This window comes from uncultured Chryseobacterium sp., assembly GCF_913776365.1.
Lineage (GTDB): Bacteria > Bacteroidota > Bacteroidia > Flavobacteriales > Weeksellaceae > Chryseobacterium.
The window spans coordinates 1-3,972 of sequence record NZ_CAJYMO010000189.1; the positions used below are offsets into that span (position 1 = coordinate 1).

The window sequence follows — 3,972 nt, forward strand, 5'->3', positions numbered from 1 at the left end:
TTTAATTCCGGTACTTTTACTTTCCGCAGGTTTCAATGCCCAGGCTCCCGCCGGGTATTATAACGGCACTTCAGGCCTTACGGGATATGCCCTGAAGTCGAAGCTGCATGAAATTATTGCAGCCAAAAATATCAGCTGGAATTACAGCGACCTGACCAGTTACTATAATCAGACTGATCTCGACCGCTACTATGACCACGGAGCATCCAATACAACACTTCTGCTGGATATGTACTCGGAAATTCCTTCAGGACCCGATGCTTATGAGTATACAACGGCTAACCTCATCGGCAGTGCCGGTGCAGAAGGGCAGGGATGGAACCGTGAACACATGATGCCGCAGAGTACGTTTTACAGCAATTACCCAATGTACTCTGATCTCTTCTATGTAGTTCCTACCGATGCCCGCATTAACCAGCTACGGAGTAACTATCCTTATGGGATCGTGGGTTCAGCAATCTATTATACTTTCACCAATACTTCCCGCATAGGAAATTCAGCCATTCCCGGAAGCAATTATACGGGACGGGTTTATGAGCCTGTCAATGAATTTAAAGGGGATATTGCACGGAGTCTTCTGTATTTTGCAGTACGATATGAAGGAAAAATGGGGAGTTTTAATGTCACCAATACAACCAGTCCCGCTTCTGATACCAATCCGCTGGACGGAACTGAAGAAAGAGCATATGATCCCGCTTACATCGCTATGCTGTTGCAATGGCATCAGCAGGATCCGGTTTCACAACGCGAGATTGACCGGAATAACGCGGTCTATACCCTGCAGAAAAACAGGAATCCGTTTATTGACAATCCGGCCTGGGCAGATATGATCTGGGGAGCATCACCTGATTCGGCTTTGCCTCAGAGCCCTTCCAATATCGGTATTACCAAGAACAGCGCCTATTTTGTCACCTTAAGTTGGGCTCCGAGCCCAAGCAGCGATGTGATCGGATATAAAGTCTACCAGAACGGAACACTGGTCGCTTCAACAAAAGATAACACGGTCAGTATTGATCACCTTACGCCTTCCACTCAGTACAGCTTTACGGTGAAGGCTTACGACAGCGGGTACCTTTTATCTGCTGACAGCAATACCGTCAGCATCACCACACTTGCTTCCGACCTCTACGCAAAAGACCTGATGATCTCAAAATACCTGGAAGGAACAGGTAATAATAAAGGTCTTGAAATTATTAACAGGACAGGACATACCGTGAACATGAATGACTACCGGCTGTCGATCCAGTTCCTGAGCGGAAGCAATTATTATTTCCCGGCACCGTATGAACTGGAAGGAACCTTAGCAGACAACGAAACTTCGGTGATCATCAATGCCCACGCTAATTTTTCCTGTTATGCCAGCAGCCAGGCCAGATTTGTAACGGCCGCACCGCAGATGATGTTTTCCGGCAGCCAGTATCTTGAACTCAAATACAGGAGTGCAACGGTGGATGCCCTCGGAATACCGGGAACGAATAATTCATCGACACTTGCCAATGTTTCCCTGTACAGAAAACAGTCAGCCGCTCAGCCGGCCGCTTCGTTCAGCCTGAATGAATGGGAGGCTTATCCCGTAGATTACTGTCAGAATATGGGAACATTGTCTGCCAGGGATGAAGCAACATTCCGGAAAGGTACCAGGATATACCCAAATCCAGTCCGGGAGGAGATTTTCGTAACCGGAAATACCGGAGGGATAAAGACCGTGCAGATTCTGGACTATTCAGGAAAACTGATTTACACGGAGCAGATGCCTTTCAGGAATAAAAAAAGTATTTCCGTGCAGTCCCTTGCACCGGGTACCTATCTTTTGAGGGTTGATGACAGAACATATCCTTTTATTAAAGAATAAATAAAACGCTTCATATAATAGAGTACAGACGTACTGCGGTCCGTACTGCCGGATAAGCTCTGGCGGTCCGTACTTTTTTCAGTTGCTGAAATCTTCGTTTTTTCATGAAAAATGTTTAAATTGGTATTCCTTTTAAAAGAACAAAAAGAATACATCACAGAAAACAGAATCATGGATACACCCAATTACAGAATGCCCTTTGTACCTTCTGCCCTTATGACGGAAGGCGGAAGCATTGAAACCTGTGACATGGGCGAGAGCATTGCCCATAATATCATGCTGCTGATTACGACCAAAAAAGGGGAGAACAGGTACGATGAGAACTACGGAAATGACGTATGGGGACTGGAATTTGACAATGGCGTTACCAGCGCTGTCTGGGAGGCCGTTTTTATCAGGAGCCTGAGACGCCAGATCCAGGAATACGAACCCCGCATCGTACAACCCCAGATCGATGCCCACGTACAGATCGTGGAACATACTTACGATACGAAAGAACATACAGAAATCAAAAAGAAAGTAAAAATAGCCATCAATGCGAAAATGGAAGCTACCGGAGAGCGATTCAGCTTTTCAACCGAGCTGTTCCTGAGCCCGATGTCTATTGATTAACCGTAAAAACCTATGATGAATTTAGACCAGAATATCTATTCCAAGGAATCCGTAAAAGCCAGAATGCTTCAGAACGCGACAAAAGTCTGGGGTTTGAAAAGCCCCCAGTCCCTGGATCCTTTTGTAAAGCTGCTTATTGATGCTTTCAGTACTGAGGTTTTTAAGGCCAATAACGAGATACAGACAGTAAATGCCCGTATCCTTGAAAAACTGGCCAAACTTCTTACTCCCTCTGTGTATACCCATCCGGTTCCGGCCCACGCCGTGGCGTTTACCCACGCTTACGAATCCTCTGAACTGTTGCTGGAACATACCGAATTTTTTTTCAGGAAACACATGACCTCCACCATAAAATCAGAATCGGACAAGCAGGTGAATATTCCTTTTACTCCGGTCGGAAATATCAGGATCAATAAAGCGCAGACCGCAATCATGTTTGTAGGGAATACCTGCTACAGTATAGATGAACAGCTTAATAAAATTCCCATCGCCAGATTCCAGGGCCGGCCGGAAGATTACCGCAAAATTACCATCGGGATTGATGTTTCAGAATATACGGATGAGAAGTTTCCCAAATACCTGACCCTTTACTGCTCCAATCCCGCTTTTGAGCATCTTGATTTTACCTACAAGCTGCTGCCGTATATTACGGTTTCCTGTAACGGCAATCCGCTGTTTGTGCGGGAAGGCATTACCTATATTGAAAATGAACAGGCGGAAGGATATGAACAGATGTTCCGGGAGCAGTCCATCTACAACAAGCTCACCGAAGATGTAAAAAGCATTTACCGGCATAAATTTATAGAAATTACCGGCCTTTCCGGCAGCCTGTTTTCAGAGCCGGGGCAGCTTCCTGAAAACCTCCGTTTTGTAGAATATAAGGAAGAGATCGTAAAATACATCGGCGGAAAACGCTATCTCTGGCTTACCCTTGATTTTCCGCCGCAGTTTTCCTCTGAGATACTTGATAACTTTTCTTTTGTCCTGAATGCTTTTCCGATCTATAACAGAGGCTGGAAAAAAACGGAATACAGCCTGGATATCATGGGCAACAATATTCCGCTGGTTACCGATGAAGGCGAACATTTTCTTTACGTAGACGAAGTTCAGGACGGTGACGGCAGAAAGTATACCGAGATTCCATTTACTCCAAACGATAACCTGAAGAAGGGACTGTATACCGTAAGAAAAGGCGGAATGGAACGGTTCACCAACAGGAATGCCGTTGACATGATTGCCAACGTCCTGGAGCTGACACGGGATGAAATCGCAGCCTTTTCCCTGCTCAACAGGGATAATGTGAAAGGTATGCTCAGCGAGATGTCCGATAAAATGAAATCCATGGTGCAGAAAGTAAATAATGCCAAACGGACCGTGAAGCAGGAACTCAATTATGTGATCATGGAACCGGTAGAAAAAACCGACCATACCTATGCGGCATTCTGGATTACCCATTGTACGCTGGCCAACCATATGCGGCCGGGAACGGAACTTGCCAATCAGCTGAA

3 protein-coding genes are annotated in these 3,972 nt (G+C 45.7%); all 3 read left to right on the plus strand.

The window, feature by feature from the left end; translation table 11 throughout:
• Positions 1-1,852, plus strand: a 1,852-nt coding sequence (locus tag QZ735_RS09540; RefSeq protein ID WP_294247404.1) for an endonuclease, incomplete at its 5' end; no start/stop codon positions are given.
• Between the two features lie 171 nt (positions 1,853-2,023).
• Positions 2,024-2,464, plus strand: coding sequence for a GPW/gp25 family protein (locus QZ735_RS09545; RefSeq protein ID WP_367117840.1), 441 nt, complete (start codon positions 2,024-2,026; stop codon positions 2,462-2,464).
• Between the two features lie 12 nt (positions 2,465-2,476).
• The coding region (locus QZ735_RS09550; protein ID WP_294247407.1) for a type VI secretion system baseplate subunit TssF at positions 2,477-3,972 on the plus strand (1,496 nt) is incomplete at its 3' end.

Coding starts and splice junctions, on each gene's coding strand:
- QZ735_RS09545 (WP_367117840.1), top strand. CDS start 2,024: ATGGATACACCCAATTACAGAATGCCCTTTGTACCTTCTGCCCTTATG.